This window comes from Paenibacillus sp. P32E (genome assembly GCF_001909085.1).
Lineage (GTDB): Bacteria > Bacillota > Bacilli > Paenibacillales > Paenibacillaceae > Paenibacillus_AQ > Paenibacillus_AQ helianthi.
On sequence record NZ_LVYY01000013.1, the window covers coordinates 430078 to 450103 of the forward strand.

The 20026-nt window shown below is 54.4% G+C and carries 11 protein-coding genes; 1 reads left to right on the forward strand and 10 read right to left on the reverse strand.

Annotation, left to right across the window (positions count from 1 at the left end; all coding sequences use genetic code 11):
- Positions 1-23 precede the first annotated feature (23 nt).
- From A3848_RS14955 to A3848_RS14990, 8 genes are all read right to left on the reverse strand, one after another.
- Positions 24-467: a GatB/YqeY domain-containing protein gene (locus A3848_RS14955; protein WP_074085706.1), complete on the reverse strand. Its 444-nt coding sequence runs from the start codon at positions 465-467 to the stop codon at positions 24-26.
- A gap of 15 nt (positions 468-482) precedes the next feature.
- Positions 483-656 (reverse strand): 30S ribosomal protein S21, encoded by a 174-nt coding sequence (rpsU, locus tag A3848_RS14960; protein ID WP_005547957.1) that lies wholly within the window; start codon positions 654-656, stop codon positions 483-485.
- 141 nt (positions 657-797) lie between these two features.
- A complete protein-coding gene (locus A3848_RS14965; protein ID WP_074085707.1) occupies positions 798-1157 on the reverse strand; it encodes a histidine triad nucleotide-binding protein in 360 nt (119 codons plus the stop codon).
- A 544-nt stretch (positions 1158-1701) separates the two neighbouring features.
- Positions 1702-5217, reverse strand: coding sequence for an AAA family ATPase (locus A3848_RS14970; protein WP_074085708.1), 3516 nt, complete (start codon positions 5215-5217; stop codon positions 1702-1704).
- A gap of 1 nt (position 5218) precedes the next feature.
- Positions 5219-6400 carry an exonuclease SbcCD subunit D gene (locus tag A3848_RS14975; RefSeq protein WP_074085709.1) on the reverse strand — a complete coding sequence of 394 codons (1182 nt, stop codon included), beginning with the start codon at positions 6398-6400 and terminating at the stop codon, positions 5219-5221.
- Positions 6401-6481: 81 nt separating this feature from the next.
- Positions 6482-10651, reverse strand: coding sequence for a UvrD-helicase domain-containing protein (locus tag A3848_RS14980; RefSeq protein WP_074085710.1), 4170 nt, complete (start codon positions 10649-10651; stop codon positions 6482-6484).
- On the reverse strand, positions 10648-14175 hold the full coding sequence (addB, locus tag A3848_RS14985; protein ID WP_074085711.1) for a helicase-exonuclease AddAB subunit AddB: 3528 nt from the start codon (positions 14173-14175) through the stop codon (positions 10648-10650). Before addB ends, A3848_RS14980 begins: the two co-directional genes overlap by 4 nt.
- Positions 14176-14453: 278 nt before the next feature.
- Complete coding sequence (locus A3848_RS14990; RefSeq protein ID WP_074085712.1) at positions 14454-15815, reverse strand: class I SAM-dependent rRNA methyltransferase; 1362 nt, start codon at positions 15813-15815, stop codon at positions 14454-14456.
- A gap of 98 nt (positions 15816-15913) precedes the next feature.
- Between A3848_RS14990 and A3848_RS14995 the strand changes: the two genes are divergently transcribed.
- The gene (locus A3848_RS14995; protein WP_074085713.1) at positions 15914-16903 is read left to right on the forward strand and encodes a Na/Pi cotransporter family protein; all 990 of its coding nucleotides are present in this window, start codon (positions 15914-15916) and stop codon (positions 16901-16903) included.
- A 162-nt stretch (positions 16904-17065) separates the two neighbouring features.
- Here the strand turns inward: A3848_RS14995 and A3848_RS15000 are convergent, their stop codons facing one another.
- Positions 17066-19306: an Ig-like domain-containing protein gene (locus A3848_RS15000; protein ID WP_074085714.1), complete on the reverse strand. Its 2241-nt coding sequence runs from the start codon at positions 19304-19306 to the stop codon at positions 17066-17068.
- Between the two features lie 133 nt (positions 19307-19439).
- The gene (locus A3848_RS15005; protein WP_074085715.1) at positions 19440-19874 is read right to left on the reverse strand and encodes an NUDIX hydrolase; all 435 of its coding nucleotides are present in this window, start codon (positions 19872-19874) and stop codon (positions 19440-19442) included.
- Between the last annotated feature and the right edge of the window lie 152 nt (positions 19875-20026).

Sequence of the window (20026 nt, forward strand, 5' to 3'; positions counted from 1 at the left end):
AATAAAGGGGTGCTAGCGTTATATTATTGCAGAAATTGCAGAACCGCCTGGTTCACGAGTTTACCATCGGCGCGACCTTTTACCTTAGGCATCAGTGCGCTCATCACCTTACCCATTTCACTTTTCGAAGAAGCACCGGTTTCCTGGATGGTCTGCTGTACAATTACTTTAATTTCTTCTTCGGAAAGCTGTTCAGGTAGGTATTTCATGATAATCTCGATTTCTGCCTTCGTACTCGCGGCAAGCTCGTCGCGACCCGCTGATTCAAATTCTTGGAGGGCATCTTTGCGCTGTTTGATTTCACGACTAAGGATATCAAGCACTTCGTTGTCGTCTAATGTTCTCTTCAAATCTATTTCAAGATACTTTATTGTAGAACGAACCATTCGAATCGTGGAGAGTGTGAACTTGTCCTTACTCTTCATCGCTTGCTTCATATCTTCGTTTAATCGTTCGCTAAGATTCATGCGTGGGTAATCCTCCTAAAACTTTCTCTTACGAGCAGCCTCAGACTTCTTCTTGCGCTTTACGCTTGGCTTTTCATAATGCTTGCGTTTCTTCACCTCAGCCAAGACACCATCTTTAGCAATGGAACGTTTAAAGCGACGAAGTGCAGCATCAATTGTCTCGTTTTTGCGAACTTTCGTTTCAGACACCAGTTTTCCCTCCCTCCGACCAGACCGTCCAAGAGCATAACAACACGGTTCATCAAATTTCATTATAGGTCAAAGCGAAATATGGTGTCAACCTTCGTGTTATTCTTTTTTTCGGCCAGGTATTTCCGTATTTAAAATCTGTCAGGCGTGAGATGCCGAATTTCCGACAAGTGCGCCTAATTTGGCCCCGCCAAGCAAGTGATAGTGGAGATGAGGCACGGCTTGTCCGCTGTCCGGTCCGCAATTGTTAATCAGGCGGTATCCGCTGTCTGCAATCCCAAGCTGGACAGCAATTTGCTGTGCCACGGCATGAATCTCACCGATTAGCGGCAGGTCCTCAGGTGCAACGTCATTCATGGAAGCTATGAACTTCTTTGGAATAATCAGCACATGTACCGGAGCTGCAGGCTCAATATCATAAAAAGCCAGAATCCGTTCATTTTCGAATACCTTCTTGGAAGGTATCGAACCTTCAATGATTTTGCTAAACACGGTTTCCATCGGGACGCTTCCTCCTATAGTTGTGGTGAAAAGCCAGCAGGTGAATCCAGCTTGTGCTAATCCGTGCTCGAGAATGGCTTACTTCGCGGCATCATTATTTTTATGTCTCTTATCATACAGGATAATTGCGGATTGGGAAAGACAGGTGACTGTGACAGTGACGATAACGGTGGCAACGGGGAGTTGGCTCAGGGAGAATGTGGAAGCATAGGGAGTAGGAATGTGGACTGTCTGTAGTCACAGCAGATCCATAATAGAAAATTCAAAAACTCATTTTATATAAATCATGGAATTTGAAGATCATCAGCTCTGTTATAGATACAGATTGCTGGGAATTCATTATACATTTCTGCCATGAAAAAAAGACAAAAAAAAAGAAACACCCTATCAGCTCAAAAAGCTGATTCGGCGGCGGACGTATGAAAAGGAGCAAAACTCCCGGTCATACGTCCGCCGAGGTGTTTCAAAATGATGTCGGCTTAGCTGTATTATAACAAGGGTATGATACTGTATCTGTGACAGTTATCACATTGTATATCAGGCATCACATTTTTTCCAAAATAATCCTCGAACCTCCGCCTCCCGGCTCTGCCGGAACGATAACGAGCTTGCGGGGCAGACGTGCCCTCAGCTCAGGAACATGGCTGATGATCCCAACGGAGAGCTGGTCGTTATGCAGTCTTTCGAGTGATGTGATTACTGTGTCGAGCAGATCCGGGTCCAATGTACCGAAGCCTTCATCCAGGAAAAAGAATTGCAGCGGATACTGCCCACGCAGCTGGATCTGAGCCGAAAGCGCCAGTGCCAGGGACAAAGAGGTCAGGAACGTTTCTCCGCCGGATAAGGTGGATACAGGTCGTCTTACTCCGCCATTCCCGTCATCACGAATGACAAACCCGCCGCCGGAATCCACCTCAAGCGCATAACGCTGCTTGCTCAGGAAACGAAGCCGTTGTGATGCTGCCTGACATACCTGCATGAGCTGCTCCTCCGCAATATATTCTACAAAGGCGTTTCCCCTCAGCACGGTCTGCAGCTTGGACAGCCGGTCTTGAAGCTCAGCATGCTCCGCACGCTTCCCTTCAAGCTCCATCCATCGGACGTGGCGGTGCTGCAAGTCTTCCAGATCACGTTCAGCACGTGCCCGGCCCTGCAAAGCGGCCTCATCGTCATCCTTGCATCTGCGCAGGGTTTCCTGGCTCTCTTGCCATTCCTCTGTGCTTAGAACAGTCCCTCCCAGCTTCTCTTCAATATTCCGCAGCTGCAGCGTAACTTCTGCTTCACCATCACGGTGGGCCCGCACCCGGGCTCCCGCCTCCGTCCGCTCTTCAGGGGTGAGCGCCGCACCTTCTACCTCAAAGGTTGAAGCAAACAGCGAGGCCTTCAAACTGTCTTCCCAATACGAGGCAGCCGCAGCATAATGCTCCCGGGCAGACTCCGCCGCCTGGCGGCTGATAGCTGCTTCCTTCACCGCATGCTGTGCCTGTTCCGCTGCTGTCCGGTGAGACTGCCTGCTGCTGTCCAGACCCGCCTGCAGCGCCTGCAGGCGCTGCTCGCATTCCGCCAGCAAAACGGCAGCAGACCTGCCGCCAGTCCACTCCAGGAGGCGCTGCTCCTTCTCGCTCTCCAGCGCCTCTTTGCCTTCCAGCTGTGCGTTCCACTGGGCCAGTTCCTTGTCTAAGGACGCTATTTCCTCTTGAAGCACCTGTACGGAAGTGCTCTTGTCATCCAGAAACTTGACGCTAATCTCCAGCCGTCCCCTGATTTCTTCAGCTTGCTCATCCTTCTTCTGCATTTCACGGTAGGCATGCTCTGCATCATCCGGAGCCAGCTCCGGAAAGAGCCGCGTCCATTCGTTATGGAGCTCATCCAGCTGCCGTGCCAGATCCGCGGCCTTGGCTGTAATGCCTTGCACCCAAGCTGCTTCGGCTTCCGCCGCCGCTGCTTCCTTGTGAGTCAGCTGCTGCTCTTCCTGCAAGGAGCGCTGCCATTCTGCCGCACTTCGGCGAAGCTCGCCGGAGCGGATTTTTAGAGCAGAATAATCATTTTCCAATCCGGATAATGCCTGCTCAGCCAAAACTGTATTAGTGCTGAATGAAACAGGATCAGAAGAGAGACCGGCAGGAGCCGAAGCTCCAGATGGATTGGCCAGGGCTACAGGGCGATCTGAAGATGCCGAGGTCCAAGACGAGGCTGAGCCGATAGCGCTGCCTTGTTCCAGACCCGCAGCTGCAGGTGTTGCGAAGGATTCTGCTGCCCCTTCGCCGTACACCTGCTCCAGCCAGGTCACATCCTGCTCCAGCAGGCTGCGGAACAGATGACGCGCTTCAAGCGCCCGTCTGCCTAACGCACGGGACTGCTCAAGCTGGCGCTCCAGCTCTTCCCGCTCCCCGCTGTCCTCTGCCAGCGCAGGGGTGGGGTGATGTTGGCTGCCGCAGACCGGACACGGCTGCCCGTCCTGCAGTTCACTGGCGAGCGACAGAGAGAGCCGGTGCCGCTCTTGGCCCTTGAGCACCGCCGCAAGCGTGCTTCCGTGAAGCTCCAGCTGATCGGCGGCGGCTCCCGCTGCGGCCTCTCCGGCGCGCAGCTCTTCCAGGTGCAGCGCTGCGGCGGCGATTCCCGCGCCGCGCTGCGCCTCAAGCGAGCGCCGCCGGTCGCCGGCGGCGGCGAGCCGCGCCTCTGCCGCCGCGAGCACCGCGGCGCGCTCGGCGCGTTCCCGTTCCGCTGTCTCCCGCTGGGAGGAGGCGGAACGCAGGCCCTGAAGACGCTGCATGGCTTCCTGCAGCGTCTGCCGCTCCTGGGAGCGGACCGCCAGCGGCTGCAGGCTCTGCTGCAGCTCTTGCTGGCGCTTTTGGCCCTTGGCCAAAAGCTCACGCTCCCGGGCCATGCTCTCCCGCCGGGCAGCGAGCCCGCGGGAGACCTCATCGCGGCGCTCCAGCACCGCTGTGCGCTCGCGCCGCAGTCCGCCCAGCTCAGCTTCCAGCTCGAGCGCGCGGCGGTAGGTATCCGCCCCCTGCCGGAGGGCGGGCTCCTCCGCGGCCAGCGCGGCCTGCGCCGCCGCTTCCGCCGTGGCCAGCTCCGCCGCCTTCCGCTCGGCTGCGGCAGCCTGAACCTCCTGGCCCTCCGCACGGGCCAATCGGCTCTTCCAGCCCTCTTCTGCGCTGCGCCAGGCCTTCAGCGCGGGCAGCATCTTCTCGGCTTCGTCAGCCTTGCCGAGCTTCTGCTCCAGCAGGAGGATATCTGCCTCCTGCGCAAGCAAAGCCTGCCGCTGACCCTCACGGCGGGATCGCTCGTCCTGCAGCTCACGGATGCGGGCATAGCGTTCCGCCCGCAGCACCGCCTCATCCAGCAGCTTGCGGCAATCTGCCGCCTGGAGGACCGCTTCCTGCAGGCGCTGCTCAGCAGCCTCAACATCCGCCTTGCCTGCACTGCCCAGCCCCTGCTGCTCAGCCTCCAGTGCGCGCAGTGCAGCCTCATTCTCCTTCACCCGGCGGCTAAGCTTCAGCGCCAGCCCGTCACCGTACTGCTCCAGATGAAAAAGACGCTGGAGCATTTGTCTACGGTCTACACCGCGCAGTGACAGAAACTCAGCAAACTTACCCTGCGGCAGCACAACGGCCCGGGTGAAATCATCCATTTTAAGTCCGATATGCTCCTCTACACAGCGTGTAACATCTGCCAGCTTATCGGCCATCACGTGATCACCGTCATCTGCAACCTCGATGAAACGGCTGATTGTATTGCTCACGGACTGGTCCCCGGTCCGCTTGAATTTCCGTTCGACCCGGTAACGGCGGGGGCCTGCTGAGGAAGTTAGCTCAAAAGTAAATGCCACGCTAAGCTGGTCCTCGGAATGGTTCATGATTCCCTGTGTCCCGTTCACTGCCCGTTCCACTTTGCCATACATGGCCAGTGTGATCGCGTCCAGCAAACTGGATTTGCCGCTTCCCGTCGGCCCAAAAATACCGAATAGTCCTGTCTCGGTCAGACTCGCAAAATCAATCTCCTGCTGCTCTCTATAGCTTTGCAGCCCGGCTACCTTTAGTAGAATTGGCTTCACTTCAGTTGTCCTCCCCTTCCGCAGGCTCGCGCCGCTCTTCTTCCGCCAGCTCCAGGAACAGTTCAATCAGGCTGTCCTCAGGCTCTGCCCCGCCGGTCTGCCGCTGGTAGAATCTCCGGAACAGCTCCTGCACCGGCATGCGCGAGCGGGCCATCTCCTCAAGCTCCTGCTCCATCTGCGGATACACCGGACGAATATGGATGATCCCCTCTCTGGATTTGCGCAGCCGCTGGATATCATTCAGCGACATCGCTTCCGTCAGGCGGAGCTCCAGATCAATAAAAGCTGTTGCATCCCGGCCTTCGTCCAGCCAGTTGTATACTTCCTGTAACCCGCCGGAAGACTTCCAGTTCACCAGAGGACGGCCGCAGCGCAAATAGATTTCCTCAAAGGAAGGTTCTCCGCTAGGTGCAATCTCAAGCAATGCCACGGACTTGGCCTGACCCGCTTCAGAGAAGCTGTAGGCCAGAGGCGATCCGCTATAACGGATCATGCCGTCGCCTTTCACACGCTGGGCACGGTGAAGATGCCCAAGCGCTGTATATTGTGCGCCGCATGACAGCGCTGAGGGATCAACGGTGTACGCCCCGCCGACCTGAATAGGACGCTCCGAATCACTCTCTACCCCGCCCAGGACATAGATATGACTCATCGCCAAATTGACCGTATGAGGTGTGAATTCCCGCCCCAGCATGTTCATCAGCCTGCCTACCCTTGCGCTGTAGGCAAGACGAAGCTCATCTTCTCCGCTATCCCCGGCGAGCAGTTCGCCCAGCCGGGCTTCGGAGGGATATGGAAGGGCAGCGATTTTGGCGATTTCTCCTGTACGTACGGCATGGACCGTCACCGGCTCAGAGGTAGGCAAACCCACCAGTGTAATGCCCTGTCTGCGGACTAGCGGGGATACGGATACTACACGCTCAGGCTGATCATGATTGCCGGAAATGACCACCAGCGGACGGCCATTTGCCGTAAGTCTGGCGGCAGCATCGTAGAACAGCTGCTCTGCTGCTGCCGGTGGATTCACGGAATCATAGACATCTCCCGCCATCAGAATAAGATCTGCCTGGGAATCATCGGCAATCTCTACCAGCTCATCGATGAACTGCTCCTGCTCCTTCTGCCGGCTTCTTCCTTCCAGCGTCCGGCCCAGATGCCAGTCCCCCGTATGCAATATGCGCATTGTCGTCCTCTTTTCCCCGCCCTCATGCGGTATTTCTCAATTGATAGATTTATAGTTTCATCAACAAAAATATGGATCGATTTATAGCTTTACAGCATGACCACCGTCAAAAAAGTACAGCCAAATCTCGCTGACCGGCTCCCCGAGAATATTCAGCAGCGCCTTGCTGTACAGTTCCAGCTGAAACCGGTACTTTTCTTTCAGAGAATCAATTCCGCCCTGATGCTCCACAACAGCATCCGTCTTGTAATCCAGCAGAATCAGCCGTCCCTCCTCCCGGAAGAGGCAGTCGATTACACCTTGAATCAGGACGGATTCCCCCATGACCGGGCTTACTTCAGAAGCTTCAAGTCCCGCTGCCGCTTCATTGAGATCAATGAGTCCATGGTAGGCCTCACTTGCCGGAACCATATAGCTGAAAGGCTGTTCTCTTCTTTTCCAGGGAGCCCCAATTAGCCTCCGGCCCATTTCCCCCATGTAAAACGCCTCAATTTCACCAAGCTCAACTGCCTCAGCCTGCTCGTCTGTGAGAATGGCAAGCCGTGTAAGACGTGCTATTGTGGCTTCCAGGACAACACGGTCTACAACACCTTCCAGCGGAACATGCTGCATGACCGTATGATAGGCCGTTCCCCGCTCTGAAGACGACAAGCCACGTTTCTCCATAAATTTTGGGCGCCGCAGATGCAGACTATCTGTTCCTGCCACCCCGCGTGCCAGGCTGTTCCCCGAAGCCGGGAGCCGGGACTCTTCCAGCAAATCATAGGAAGGCTGCTCCTGCATGGACAGCATCGATTTCAGTTCGGTGACTGATGTTTTGGCGGGAATCCCGGATGCGGCGGCATAAGGATAGACCCAGTTCAGTCGTGCGGTGATATCAGTCTCTCTACTTGTGCTCTTAAATGCCACACTGCGGCCGCACTTCAATGCTTCGAGCATAGTATACCGTTCCTCATTCTGATCCGTTGTACCAGCCGCAGCAAGAGAGCCGGAACTGAGTTCTGCCGCGTTCACCGCTGAGATACTCCAATTGGAAGCATCATTATGCAGTACCGCAGATACAGATCCCTCTGTTCCTGCCAGCTTACGGAGAATAGCTGCTCCTGGATGCCGGATGAGTGCCGGTCCTACCCAATCTAAATAGCTGCGTCCCCGGGCCAGCAAATGGTCCTCCAGCAGTAATTCTTCACGGGCTTGCACGCTGCTCCAGCCTGCAAGGGTGCGGGATAAATCTCTTACCGTGCCGACAAGGATCATTTTGTCACGCGGCCGGGTTAATCCGACATAGAGCACACGCATCTCCTCTGCCAGCAGTTCCAGCCGGGAACGGCGGTTAATGGCCAGATAAGGAAGTGTAGGGTAGCTGACCCGGGTATCTTGTTCTACAAAACGCGGTCCGAATCCTAGCTCTTTATGCATCAGGAACGGGGAATACAAATCCTGACGGTTGAACGGCTTCGCCATCCCGGCCAGAAACACCACCGGAAACTCCAGACCCTTGGATTTGTGAATGGTCATAATTCTGACTCCACCGGCCTCTTCGCCCGTTCCTCCGGCCACGCCCAAGTCTCCGCCGTTTTCTCTCAGCCGGTTCATGAACACCAAGAAGCGGAACAATCCTCGCGCAGAGGTGTCTTTTTCAAATTGTACAGCCCGGTCATACAGTGCTGTCAGATTGTTCTGGCGCTGAAAGCCTCCAGGCAGGCCGCCGACCCACTCCAGATAGCCGCTCTCACCATAAATCCGCCAGATCAATGTACTGAGACTGCCCTGCCGGGCGGCATTTCTCCAGCCCTCAAGCAGCTTCAGAAAAGCTTGCAGCTTCGTCTGAAGCTGCACAGGAATCTCCGGCGTGCCTCCGGCAGCGGCTCTATCTTCCGCTAATCCACCGCTTTGTGCCAGGCTTGCTTCATTAGCAGCAGCACTCTCGGCTTGAACAGCCTTTGCCAGTCCTGTTGCTGCCTGCTGTATTTCCGCATGTAAAGATTTTGAAGAATAGTCTGCCTTGTTCTCTTCCCCGGCTGCCGCAAGGACAGCATCAAAAAATGAACCATTGCTGCAAAGACGCACCAAAGCCAGCTCTTCTTCACGCAAATTCACCACAGGTGAACGTAGCACGCCAGCCAGCGGGATGTCCTGACGGGGATTGTCCACAATCTGCAGCAGCGAAAGGGCAATTTCTACTTCGGTAGCCTGAAAGTAACCCTTGTTCTGGTCACCATACGCCGGGATACCCTCCAGACGCAGCTCCTCGATCATCAGCGGTGTCCAGATCCGCGCGGACCGCAGCAGAATGACTATATCGCCGTAAACAACCGGGCGCATGATCTTCAGGGCTTTATCATAAATAAGCAGCGGCTCACCGCCGCTCATGCCGGTCATCTGCGAGATGCGCCGCACAATAGCCCTCGCCTCAAGCTGTGCGGTTTCACTCTCAATCGCTTCATTCTCCTGCGGAGGAAGCTCCCCGTCCTCAGCCAGCTCTTCTGAGCGTCCGGACAACGATGTCCCCCGGTCGATTAGCAGCAGCTCAGGGGCAAAATAAAGATCTGGCCCTTTTTCCTCAGCCCCCGGGAAATGTGCTCCGTAGACCAGTTCTGCGCGCTCATCATAGCTTATTTCAGCAACCTTACTGTCCATAATCTGCCGGAAAATCATATTTACCGCATTAACCACCTCCAGGCGGCTGCGGAAGTTGCGGGCCAGATCGATTACCGAGCCGCCTTCCGTCTTGCCTGGATCCGGGATTTCATCCCCCCTGGCATCCTCCCCAGTCCCGGTTACGCCATCACTTTTGTTGCCTGTGATTGAGCCAAAGCTCCGGTATTTATCCAGAAACAGTCCCGGCTCCGCCAGCCGGAAACGGTAGATGCTCTGCTTCATATCTCCAACCATAAAGCGGTTGCCCGGGGATTCGCGGGAGATCAGGCGCACAATTTCTTCCTGCACGCTATTTGTATCCTGATATTCATCCAGCAGCACTTCGTCGAACTGGTCCCGGTACTCCATCGCCGCATCCGATGGCACGGAATGACCAGGTGCAGAATCCTCGTGGCGCAGGATCTTCAGGCAGTAATGCTCCAGATCACTGAAATCAACCAGGCCACGGCCTGCCTTCTCAATCCGGTAGCGTTCACCGAATTCGATTACCGTCTCCGCAAGCTCCCGCATCAGCGGTGCCGCCTCATGCAGCTCGCCCAAAAAGGCCTCGGCCGGGCGCCCAAATAGGGATTTCTGCAGCTCCAGCAGGTTCTTCTTCACACTGTCACGGAGATCCTTCACCGTCTCCTGCAGCCCGGGATCGGTCGAGTCCTTCTTGCAGGCTTTCAGCTTTCCAAACGATATTTCCATAAAAATATCATACAACTCGGCCCACGGACGGAGTTCCAGAGCTTCCTGCAGCGATTGCACCATTTCCAGATCCGCAGCCAGATTCTCAGCATAAGGAGCGGGCCCCCCGGGCTGCAAAGCGATATCCCGGCCCTGGCGGAGCTGACTCGCAGCCCCGTCCAGTGTCAGCTTCGCTTCCGCCATAATACTCTGGACCCATGGCGTGTGGCTAAGGGCTTCCGTGTCCGGCAGTGAGAAATCCGCAGCGGTACCCCGCAGCCACTCCGCCGGCCAGGGATGGCTGCGCGCAAAATCATGCAGCCGCTGTACCAGCGCATGCACAGCATCATCACTGCGTTCACCGCTGAACCAGTCAGCCAGCTGTACAAAAACAGTATCTTCCCCGTCTTCTCTCACTTCTCCATATTTCTCTTCAAGCAACTCCTCCAGCAGCTCCTGGCGCATCATCTCTGCTTCATGCTCATTCAGAATCCGAAAACCCGGATCAATGGGAATGAGCTGGTAATAACGCCGGATGACTTCCAGACAAAAGGAATGCAGCGTCGTAATCGAAGCTTTGCCGAGCAGGGCAAGCTGGCGGCGCAGATGCTCATAGCCCTGGCTCCCTTCTTCATCCCCGGATTCCTCCTCCAGCTTTCGTTCCAGTGCCTCGCGGATGCGCTGCCGCATTTCAGCAGCCGCTGCCTTTGTAAACGTGGCCACCAGCAGCCGGTCTACACTGAACCCGTTCTCTTCGCTGCTGATTTTACGGATAATCCGTTCGACCAGCACCGCAGTCTTGCCGGAGCCTGCCGCCGCCGCGACCAGGATATCATCACCGCTCACAGCGATAGCGCGCCATTGGTCGTCGCTCCATAGGCTTCCTTCCGGTTTGGGCTCTAGTTCCGCTTTTCGTATCATGGCTTTTCTCCTCCTTCGCGGGATAGCAGGTCCCAGATGACTTCTTTGCCCGGCTTGCCGAGAATGTTGTAAGCATTGCCTTCCACAGCCTCATCGAACTGGCATACCGGCCGGTAAGAGCAGAAGGTGCAGGCTGTTTCCTGCTGTATCCGGTAAGGCTGAATGGCCACATCACCTTCGGTAATGCGTGTCCCGATATCGGTGATCGTGCTGCGTACCGAGGTCAGCAGATGTCCCCATTGCTCAGGCGTAGCGACCGAAGCACTGCTGTAAAAGCTCCCGTCGCTCTTCAGTGCCACCGGTACAATCGAGGAATGCCCCTTGTCCAGAGTGGTATCCATAAGCGAGACTACTTCGCGGTCAGCCGTCAGCAGCCCTTTCATTTTGAAACGCTTCATTAGTTCCTGCTCTGCCTGCTCGCGGTTCATGCCATTCGCTGAAGTCAAGAGCGGATCATGCACATGGAAATAGAGCGTTCCGGCAGGAAGAGCAGTCTTGCCGAGCCATTGCTCCGAATAGGTGAGCAGAACATCCAGGTAGGTAAGCATTTGCAGCGACAGCCCGTAATAGACCTCATGCAGCTTGAGGTCCTTCTGGCTGGATTTATAGTCGATGACCCGCAGCAGAATGCCTTGCTCGCCTTCGGCCATATCCACACGGTCAATCCGGCCCACCACCTCCATCACGCAGCCGTTTGGCAGGGTGATTCTAAGCGGCGGAAGGTCCTTGCCCGGTCCAAAATCAAGCTCAAGCCCCACCGGCTCAAAGCTGCCCCGTCTGGCATGTTCCCCAAGGATCACAGAGGCGCGGCCGACGATGTTCTTGAGCTTGCGGGAGATATATCCGTAACGCTTACTGCTCATCAGGATTTCACCTTGGAGAAGCGGTGAGAGCCTGTCCACAGTCTCCCCGGCCTCACGGCGGCATTCCTCCGCCGTCATACTTCCCCAGCTGCGTCCCTGCTTCTGCAGCCGTAAAGCCATATCGCTGAGAGCGGCATGGAACAGCTGACCGATATCCGGGGCCTGCAGCTTGTAGAGCTGGCGTTCCTTCAGTCTCAGTCCGTAGGAAGCGAAATGCGAGAAGGCGCAGGCGACGAATTTTTCCATGCGAGATACACTGCCCCGCACTGTTGTTCCGCCGTATAAGCGCAGACTGGTCTCCTGCTTCAACCGGATTCCGTCATTGCGGTAGAACAGTGAACCGAGCAGCTTTACCAGCTTCGATCCATGCTCCTCATCCGTGATAAACCAGTTATAAACATCCCACCAGAGTGCGGGAATGTCCACGCCCTGCCGCCACTGCCGAAGCTGCATAATCAGCATGCGCAGCGTCTGTTCCGGGTGACCCACAAAACCCGTATGCAGCGCTTCAAGCGCCTCAGTTTCTTCTGCCGATTCAGCCGCAGCTGATGGAAATCCGGAAACAAACTGCTCTTTCAGTGCCCCTGGAAACATGCCGTGCAAATGGCGGATCATTTCGGATGGCAGCAGGGCCTTGCCTTCTTCATCCGCTGTCGCATAACTGATCCAAAGCTTACGGCTTGCTGTAGTGAGTGTATTGTAAATCAGAAAACGCTCATCCAGCAGCTTGCGGGAAGAACCTGGAGCAAGCTCCATCCCGGCATTCTCCAGCAGCATACGTTCCCCTTCCGAGAGGATGCCGTCTTCCTTGAATTGGGCGGGAACAACCCCTTCATTGAATCCCAGTAAAAAGGCATATTTGACTCCCGATACCCGGGTGCGGTCCATAGTTCCCACCAGCACCTGATCCAGCGCAGGCGGCACCAGCCCCATCTTCAGTTCAGCCAAGCCTGTCTCCAGTACCCCGGCAAAAATGTCAAACTCCATTCTTTCGTTACCCATCATCTCGGCAATCTGATCCAGCAGATCCAGTACCGCTCCCCATAGCTGGGTATGCTCGCGGGCCGCTTCAGGCTGCCCCAGCCCTAACGCCTTGGCACTCATCTGTTCCAGCTTGCGTGCGGCGTCCGTGTCCTGCAGAAGAAAATAAACCGCCTTGCACAGTTCCAGTCCGCTGCGGCTTGTTTTGACCCGCTTCTCAAAAGCCTGAAGCGGACCTGTAATAATCTCCCGGCATGCTTCCATTCTTGCCAGGAGCACTTCATCCACGACTCTCTCGCCTTCCAGCGACAGACTCGGAATTCCTTTCCAGGACCGGCCATTCGTCCAGCGGTGGCCCTGAATACCGCAAGCCAGCACATAATTCTCCAGTGCATCCATATCGGCGCGCGTCACACTGTAGTCCATCGGCAGCAACAGCTCCGTCTTCACACAGCGGAACACATCCTCATACCGCCACCGTCTGCGTACCACATCAAAGGCAGAGCGGATAAATTCTACTAGCGGATGATGCAGCTCATTCATCTTTTGATCAAGGAAGAATGGGATTCCGTAGTCCTGGAACAGGGGAACCACAAGCTGTTCATAGTCGGCAATATTGCGCATAAATACTGCCATCTCCCCGTATTTTGCACCTTCCTCACGAGCAAGACGGAGCATCTCCCTCAGGCTTCCTTCTACTTCGGCTCTGCGCGAAGCTGCCGCAGTAAGGGTAATCGCATCTGTAACCTCTGAAGCGGCACCGTTCCAGCGGATTCGCCGGCCAAACCCCTTCTCCAAATGGGCAAGGACAGGACTTCCGGCAAAACGCGGCAGCACCGGTGGTGCCAGAAGTTCATCCCATACCGTCAGGCCCATTTCCTCTGCCATTCCGCGAAGCTTGATACAGGTTACTGCTGCGGGATGAAACAGCTCCAGCTCATGAGGCTGCATGCCCGCAGGATATATCCGGTCCAGTGTCAAAGCGACCGTGACTTTAGCGGCATATAGCATCAGCTCCCGCAGCACGGCAAATTCCTGTGTTGTGAAGCCGTGAAAACCGTCCACCCAGATTTCCGCACCGCGAATATAAGAAGACTCCTGAATATGTTCAGCCAGCTCAGCCAGCCGATCCTCCTCATCGATGTACAGCCGGGACATTTCCTGTTCCAACTCTCGGAACACCATATGTACATCATCCAGCTTGCTTGCGAGAATGGGACTTCGCCCTATGGAGTCCCGCATTCGGGCGATCTGCTCCTCCAGATCAGCAGTGCCCAGGCAGCAGCGCTTCAGCTCCGTATGCAGTTGGCTAAGCCGTTCTACAAAGCCCGGTCTGTCGCTTGATTGACCAAACAGCTTCAGCTCTTCCTTGCGGCGGCTGATGATCTTGTAGATCAGCATCTTCTTGCCTTCCTCGCTGATCGGCAGACTCGCGCTGCCTCCGGTCTCCTGCTTCACCCGGTAGGCCAGCCGCGAGAAGCTCAGCGTCTGGGCACGGATGCTGCCCTTCGTCTTGCCCGTCTTCAGCAGCCCTTGCTCTGCACCGAAGGAGCCCTGCTCCGGGACAAGCACAATAATCGGCACACCCAGTGGTTCCGCTTCGAGACGGGAGGAGATATCCTCCCATATTTTCGTAGTCTTGCCGCTACCTGAGCGGCCAATCAAAAAGTGTACTGTCATCACAGTAAACCCCTTCCGTAGCGGAGAAATAGTTAAAGCTATAACATGCTATACGAGTTTTATAGGTGCTACCTGCGTATAGGAATGCAAACAGGTTCTGTTCATATTCCATCTATAATCCGAAAATATTCAAGTGAATCCGTCCCAATATTATAGCATACCTCTTCCAGCAAGAACATACGTTTGCCATTCTTTGCATATCTCCATCTAGGATATTCTGGATTCTCCTTTTTACACAAAGAGCCCCTCCGCAGCCGGAGAGGCTCTTCTATACAGATCTATTTGCTGTGTACTTCAAAAATGGCAAATTTCAAGTAATGGCCTTCGTCCACACCGAGAATTTGCGGATGGTCTTTGCCTGCGGCCCGCCACTCGATCAGACGCAGCACTTTACCCGCATCCTTGGCGGCCTCCGCGATAGTGTCTAGGAACAGCTGCGGCTGCATGTGATAGGAACAGCTTGCCGTTACGAGATAGCCGCCCTCGTTGACGAGCTTCATACCGTGCAGGTTGATGTCCTTGTAACCGCGGCAAGCGCCTGCAACCGCACTCTTGGTCTTGGCAAAAGCAGGCGGGTCCAGGATAACAACATCCCAGGTGCGCCCACCTCCGGCTGTCATCGGTTTGGCGGTATCCGTTTTGCCGGTGGCCCGCTCAGAGCGTTCTTCCACGCCTTTGACCTGGTTGCGCAGGAAAGCAAAAGCATCGTCGACCACAAATTCCACACGATCGGTGAAGCCGTTCAGCTCCACGTTAGCTTTGGCGCTCTCAATCGCATGGGCAGATACATCAAGGCAGGTGACCTTCTTGGCCCCGTATTTGCACGCATGGAGAGTGAAGCTGCCGGTATGTGCGAAGCATTCCAGTACTGTTGCACCGTCCCAGTAAGGGAAAGTGACCGGTTTGCCGCTTTTGTTAACCGGAAGAGTCTGAAGCGTCCCATCTTCTGCCGTAACCTCCTGGAGGGTAATGCCGCTTCGTCCACCCCAGCCTTGGATCAGCGGAGCAATGGAAGCCCTGTTTTCCCGCTGGTCAAAAAAGTATCCGGTCTTCTGACCTTCTTCTATATCTACAATCACCTTGAGGCCGTTCTCACTCACAGTGATATGGCGCGGACACTCCCCGTACAGCACGCCGGTTCTCTGTTCCAATCCTTCAAGCTCGCGTACACTTACATCACTGCGCTCATAAATACCTCGCGGCGCTACAACCTCTACAAGCGCCTGTACAATCTGGTCGCGGCACTTGTCCATGCCCAGCGTCAGCAGCTGCACTACCAGGACATCACCGAAGCGGTCGATGATCAGCCCGGGCAAAAAATCAGCTTCCCCGTATACCAGGCGGTACGCATCCGCTCCAGGCAGAAACCGTTCTCTATGGTGCAGACAGCTCGAAAACCGCTCGGCAAAAAAAGCGGTATCCATTGCCGCCAGCGGACCCTGAGCTAGAATTCTTACCCGGATCTGCGAAGCAGGATTGTAATACCCTGTCCCGAGAAATCTGCCTTGATGATTAAGTACATCTACCAATCCTCCTGCCTGCGGATCTCCGTCTACGGATGCGACTTCACTCGCATAGACCCACGGATGGCCCTGCTCCAGTCTTTTTTTACGGCTGCGTTCCAGAATAACCGATGCCAATACCTTCAACTCCCTGTTCTTGTTATTGATTTGTATACATGTCCACTTCATTGCATTCATATATTGGTGTACAACCCCGTTCAAAGGAGCTTGTCCCTATGATCCGTGATCTGCTGTTCCCTGTCATATATGGTCTTGTCATTTTCCTCGCCGGCATGAAACTGATGGAGGCTGCGCTGGCGAGGCTCGCCGGCCCTCTGCTTACGAGAAGTCTGCACAAAGCAACTTCCACGCCCCTAAAAGGCCTGATTGCCAGCAGCCTGCTGTCAGCACTACTGCAGAGCAGCACTGCCGTAACGGTGCTCACCATCGGCATGGTTAACGCCGGACTGCTGACGTATGCCCGGACGCTGGGTATCATCCTGGGCAGCAACATCGGCACCTGCCTGACCACAGAGCTGATCGGCCTGCAGTTTAGCTCGATGGCTGCGCCGCTGCTGGTCGTATCACTCTGTATGTGGGCGGTAGCCGTTATGCTCAGCGAGCGGCCGTCCCAAGGCTCAAGGTTGGCGGACACCATACGCAGGATTTCCACCCCCCTGCAGTTCATCTGCCTGGCGGTGGCCGGGTTCGCGATGGTCCTATGGGGCATTGCAGTCATGCAGTCTGTCGGTCCCGCACTTCAGGCCAGCGGCCTGTTCCGCTGGTTCCTGGACCATGCGGCAACCAGTGCGCTCTGGGGCTTGGCTGCCGGAGCCTGCCTGACCGCGATGCTGCACAGCAGTGCAGCGGTCATCGGCATGGCGATGGGCCTTGCAAGCTCCGGGGTAATGCCGCCGACGCTTGGCATCGCCGTCGTGCTAGGGGCCAACATCGGCACCTGCGTCACCGCCATCATCGCCGCTATCGGGGGCTCGGCTTCCGGCAAGTTCGTCGCCGGGTCACATGTCGTGCTGAATGTCGGCGGCGCCCTGCTGTTCCTGCCCTTCATTCAACCGCTGCAATCCTTGTCTGCCTGGATCGGCGGCGGTCCTGCCGCTCAGCTCGCCCATGCCCAGACGATCTTCAATGTCGTCTGTTCACTTGGCGTGCTGCCGCTGTGCTACCTGCCGGTATGGACCCGGCTGGAGCAACGGCTACAGGGATAACTGTCCAGAATGCATTATCGCTGTACCATTATACTTCAATCAGCCCTACAGTTCTAATGCTTGTTTAAGCGCTAAGAAAAAAGACCTGTATCCCCTCATAAAGGCGGATTAACAGGTCTTGATGTTCTGCGTCAGAAGATCCGGTTGTACCGGATAAACATCCTATTTTACTGTAACAGATACTGTTACTGTTTTATTGTTGAACTTGCCTTTGATAGAGGTTGTTCCTTTGCTAACTGCAGTGATCATTCCGGAATCGTTCACCTTGGCCACGGAAGGCTTGGAGCTTGTCCAAACCGTGCTTCCAGTGACAATGGCTGTCTTGCCGGTATCATACAGAGCAGTCACTACCACAGCTTGGGAAGCACCTGCTGCCAGATACAGCCTGGTTTCACTGATGGTAATCTTGGTCAGCTTAGGTACCACGGTAATTTTGACAGTTGCCGTGATTCCCTGGTAAGACCCGGTAAGTGTTGCTGTACCTTCGCCAACAGCTTTTACAGATGTTCCTTTAACCGTAGCCACTTCCAGATTGGAGGAGACCCAATCCATAGCACCGGAGAAATTCGCTGTTTTTCCGTTAGAGAAGGTTCCAGTCACTTTAATTGCTTTGGAGGACTTGAGATTCATTTCAAGTGTGCTTGGCTCTATGAGCAGTTTGACGACCTTCTGCTCAATTATTACAGGAATACTGATTGTCTTGTTGGAATAGGTTCCCTTCAATGTGGCAGATCCTTTGGCCAATCCCTTAAGGGTTTTGCCTGCAGTAGTCTGCTTGATTACAGCATTGCTGCCGCTAAGCTCCCATTTTACCGTCGCGGAAACATCCAGCTCATCCCCGTTCTCAAGCACTGCCTGAACCGCAGGCAGCGGCTCCTCTTCACCAATAACCAGTCCCAGTGCTTCCTCTGGTCCGATCAATACAAGCACTTTATTCAGAACGGTCACTTTGACTTCAACACTCTTGCTCCGGATCGCAGAAGAAGGAGCAGTTACTGAATTCCCCTTAATCTTGCCTGTAAGGGTTACCGTACCGGCTTTACCGCCGACAAGCTTTCCGTCCTTGATCTGAGCAATTTCTTCGTTGGCGGAAGTCCACTCTATTTGATCACTGATGTCGAGCTTCGTTCCGTCATATTTCGTTCCGCTTACTTTTGGCAGGCTTACAGTATCCGCCGTGTAGAGCTCCTGCTCAGTTTTTTCTACAGTCATATCTGTAAGATTCGGGTATACAGTCAACTTGAACGACTTATTGACACCCAGATAATCCCCTTTGATAACAGCCGTTCCGACTGCTTTGGCTGTTAGTGTTGCCACAGCATTTTCAGAAGCTACCGTGTCGGCCGTTACTGTCGCTGTCAGTTGGTTGTCAGAAGTCCAGATTGTGCCTGCTGTTTGATTTTTGGTTGAATTCACGGCATCCCGCACAAATGATTTAACCTTCAGACTTTCCCCAAGGAACAGGAATTGATCTCCATCCGGCGTGAGCTGCAGCGCCTCATACGGCGAACGCACATAGACATCAACCGATTTGGACACGCCCAGGAAGCTGGCTGTAATAACAGCCTTACCAGGACCGAGTACTGTAATCATACCTTTGTCTACCTTGGCAATGCTCTCGCTAGAGGTTGTCCAGTTGGCATCTTTAGCAATATCTTTCTCCGGGCTGCTCTCTGTGGCTTTGGTCATTGCACTCAATTGCAGCGGAGAATCTCCAACGACTAGTTCTAGCTCTTTCACAGCTGCGTCTTTAGCCTTCAAGACAATAGCCGAATAGGGCAGCTGTACCACGGCTTTGAAGGTGGCAGTCAAGCCTTTGTATTTCGCTGTGATGGTTGACGATCCTTCACCCACAAGGGTAATCTTGCCATCATCAATGGTCAGTACATTGGTACTGGAGCTGGTCCAGTCCGCATCAGCAGTCACATCTTTTACAGAAGTGGCCGAATCTCCGCCAACGACTTTGGCTTTGACCAGCAGTGTCTCTGGGGTGTCGCCCAGCTTATAGTTGCCATCGGAGCTGCGCTCCAGTGTTAATTCCTTATAGGGATAGCTTACAGATACTTCAATCGTAGCAACTGCATTGTTGTAGGTTGCTCTTATGATTGCCGTACCTGCACCTTCGGGCTTCAATAGTCCGTAGAGTACACTTACTGCACTCGTATTGGAGGAAGTCCACGTGGCCGCAGCCGTCACATCTCTTTTGGAGGAGGAGCCTTCCACGTTGGCATATACCTTAAGCTGCTTAGGTGTCTGGCCTACGGTAAGCTCTATTTTTGCAGAGCTGTCGAATTCAATGGAATTGATGTCACCAGTAGCTGCGAAGACGTTTACCGGAAGAGCTACAACAGTCAGCAATATCATAATGAGGAGCATTTTCGTCATTTTCCTGTACACAGTCATTTGTTCTCTCCTTAGGCATTGAAATTATTAGTGCTTGATTTCCACACTCTTCCACTATATCGACAATTAGAGCCCGAGTCTTTACCCTTAGTTCCTTTTATTTTGAGTTCAAGCCAAATTCAGGACTTTCTAACTATATTGTCTTTATCCCTAACATCGATAATGCTTTGCGTAAAATACGGATATTATTGGAGTATGAATTCCCGGTTCCACGGGTCCAGGCCACCGCCGGTTCATGCCATTCTACAGCGTTAATCTCTTCGGTCTGAGCCTTGGTCTCTCCGCCTACAGCTTCTACAAGAAAGTAATGAACCTCCTTATTCACTATGCCGTGAACCGGATGCTGAAACGTGTATTTAATAACATCAATCGGTGCTCTGATCACTCCGACCGTCCCTGTCTCTTCACAAATCTCACGCAGTGCCGTCTCCTCCACGGTCTCGCCTTGCTCCATCTTGCCTTTGGGCAGCGAAATTTTACCATAACGGTCCACAATAAGCTGAATTTCCAGACCGGCAGCCCCAGTCCGGTAGACTACCCCGCCCGCTGAAATCTGCTTGTACGCCATATTCATCCTCCTAAAAGTTTTGCCTGCATTACTTCATGATTGTGCTTCAGGCAAAACTTACTTCGTAAGCATATGCCCCTCTGATTTTATTACCCAAATAGAAAAACAGCCCCACAAAGTGGGGCGTAGAGTTAAACTGCAGCTAAGCTGGA